At 31.5% G+C, this 3,009-nt stretch carries 1 protein-coding gene; it reads left to right on the top strand.

What is annotated here, in order from left to right; genetic code table 11:
• Positions 1–3,009 (top strand): DUF5906 domain-containing protein (locus VW161_RS08800; protein ID WP_325192957.1); only part of this gene is annotated, 3,009 nt, incomplete at both ends.

Raw genomic sequence — 3,009 nt, forward strand, 5'->3', positions numbered from 1 at the left:
CTGATTCTCCTATTAGAATTAAATCTATTGGTTCATATTCGTCATCTACATGGACTAAATTTAAAAATTATATTTCCAGTCTTTCTGATAATGAACATCAACTTGATGAAAAGCTTACTTTTGCTAATGATGTCATTGAGAAAAATGACTATGTCAGTAAACGTTTACCATATCCTATCGAAGAAGGAAATATTGATAATTATGAAGAATTAATATCAACTCTTTATGATCCAGAAGAAAGAGCTAAAATTGAATGGGCTATTGGCGCAGTTATTTCTGGAGATTCTAAAACCATTCAAAAATTTTTAGTTTTTTATGGAGAAGCAGGAGCTGGAAAAAGTACGGTTCTTAATATTATTCAAAAACTTTTTCAAGGATATTATACAACGTTCGAAGCTAAGGCTCTTGTCAGTTCTAATAATCAGTTTGCTACAGAAGTTTTCAAAACAAATCCTCTTGTAGCAATTCAGCATGATGGAGACCTTTCTAAAATTGAGGACAATACAAAATTAAATTCAATTGTTTCTCATGAAGAAATTGCAATGAATGAGAAATACAAAGCGACATACACTGCGAAAGTAAATTGTTTCTTATTTATGGCAACAAACAGACCGGTCAAAATCACAGATGCAAAATCAGGAATTATTAGAAGACTTATAGATGTTAAACCATCAGGAAGAAAACTGAGCCCAAAGAAATACGCAGCGGTTGTATCCAAGATTGATTTTGAACTTGGAGCAATTGCATACCATTGTTTAAAAGTCTATCAATCGATGGGGAAAAATTATTATGCAGGATACAAACCGATTGATATGATGTTTCAAACAGATGTGTTCTTTAACTTTGTAGAGGATTCATATCCGATATTCAAAAATGAAGAATACATTACATTATCTCGTGCATATGCTATGTACAAAACATATTGTGATGAGGCTTTAGTTGATTTTAAACTTCCAAAATATAAATTCAGAGAGGAACTGAAAAATTATTTTGAAGAGTTTTTAGATCGATATAGAGATAATGATATTCAGCTTCGTAGCGTCTATAGAGGATTTCTATACCAAAAATTTACAATTACACAAGAAGAACCAAAGAAAGAAGAACATCAACCTTCGTTAGTGTTAGATTGTAAAGAATCTATATTTGATAAAATATATGCTGAATGTCCTGCACAATATGCAAATTCTTACGGGACTCCATGTAAGAAATGGTCGGAAGTAACAACTAAGTTAAAAGATATAGACACAAAAAGATTGCATTTTGTTATGATGCCAAAAGATCATATTTTTATTGATTTCGATTTAAAAGATGAAAATGGAGAAAAATCTTTTGAAAAGAATTTGGAGGCTGCATCTAAATGGCCAGCAACATATTCAGAAATTAGTAAAAGTGGTTCTGGCATACATTTACATTATACTTATCTTGGAGATGTGTCTCAACTTAGTAGGTTATATTCAGAAAATATTGAGATTAAAGTTTTTACTGGAAACTCTTCTTTAAGGAGACAGCTTACAAAATGTAATAATCTCGATGTTTCATCCATTTCTTCTGGACTACCATTGAAAGGAATAAAGATGATTAATTTTGAGGGTGTTAAAAATGAAAGGCATCTTCGTTCCTTGATATTACAGAATCTAGAAAAGAAGATTCATCCAGGAACAAAGCCTAGTATTGATTTTATTAATACTATTTTGGATAATGCTTATAAAAGTGGAATGATGTATGATATTAGTGATTTGCGTCCAAGAATTATGGCTTTTGCTAATAATTCGTCACACCACTCAGAGTATTGTTTAAAAATCGTTTCTAAAATGAAATTCAAATCGGAAGAGAATTCCACAGGGAATGAAAGCAAGTATAAAAGTGATACTTTAGTTTTCTTTGATGTGGAAGTATTTCCTAATTTATTTTTATTGAATTGGAAATTTCAAGGAGCAGAAAAAGTTGTTCGTTGTATAAATCCAGAACCAAAAGAAATTGAAGAACTTTTGAAGTATAAATTAGTAGGTTTTAATAACAGACGATATGATAATCATATTTTATATGCTCGGTATATTGGTTATACAAATAAAGAGCTATATGAATTATCACAAAGACTCATTTCTAAAGAAAGTCAAAACGGAATGTTTGGAGAGGCATATAATTTGTCTTATACAGATGTTTATGATTTTGCTTCCGCTGGAAATAAAAAATCTTTAAAAGCGTTTGAAATAGAGCTCGGTATACATCACCAAGAACTCGGATTACCATGGGACAAACCAGTAGATGAAAGTATGTGGGAGAAAGTTGCCGAGTATTGCGATAATGATGTTATTGCAACTGAAAAAGTCTTCGAATATCTTAAATCTGACTGGACGGCAAGACAAATTTTGGCCGAACTCAGTGGATTAACAGTAAATGATACAACGAATAAACACACAACCAAAATTATATTTGGGAATGATAAAAATCCGCAGTCTTCATTTGTTTATACAGATTTATCTACCATGTTTCCTGGATATCAGTTTGATCACGGAGTTAGTACATATAGAGGTGAGAAAACTGGTGAAGGAGGATATGTGTATGCTGAACCTGGAGCGTATAAAAAAGTTGCTCTATTGGATGTTGAATCAATGCATCCAACTAGTATTGAGCAATTGAATCTATTTGGAAAGTATACTGAAAAATTTAGTGAAATTAAACGCGCCAGACTTGCTATAAAACATGGAGATTTTGAAACAGCTTCATCTATGATGGGAGGAAAGCTAGCAAAATATTTGAATGATAAAGCGGATGCAAAGAATCTATCAAACGCTTTGAAGACTGTCATAAATTCTGTTTATGGGCTTACGTCAGCAAAATATCAAAATGAATTTAAAGATCCTAGAAACATTGATAATATTGTTGCTAAACGAGGCGCCTTATTTATGATAGATCTGAAGCATGCAGTTCAGGAAAAAGGTTATAAAGTTGCCCATATCAAAACTGACTCAATTAAAATTCCAGATGCTGATGATTATATTATTAAAT

The organism is Methanobrevibacter ruminantium, from assembly GCF_016294135.1.
Taxonomy (GTDB): Archaea; Methanobacteriota; Methanobacteria; order Methanobacteriales; family Methanobacteriaceae; genus Methanobrevibacter; species Methanobrevibacter ruminantium_A.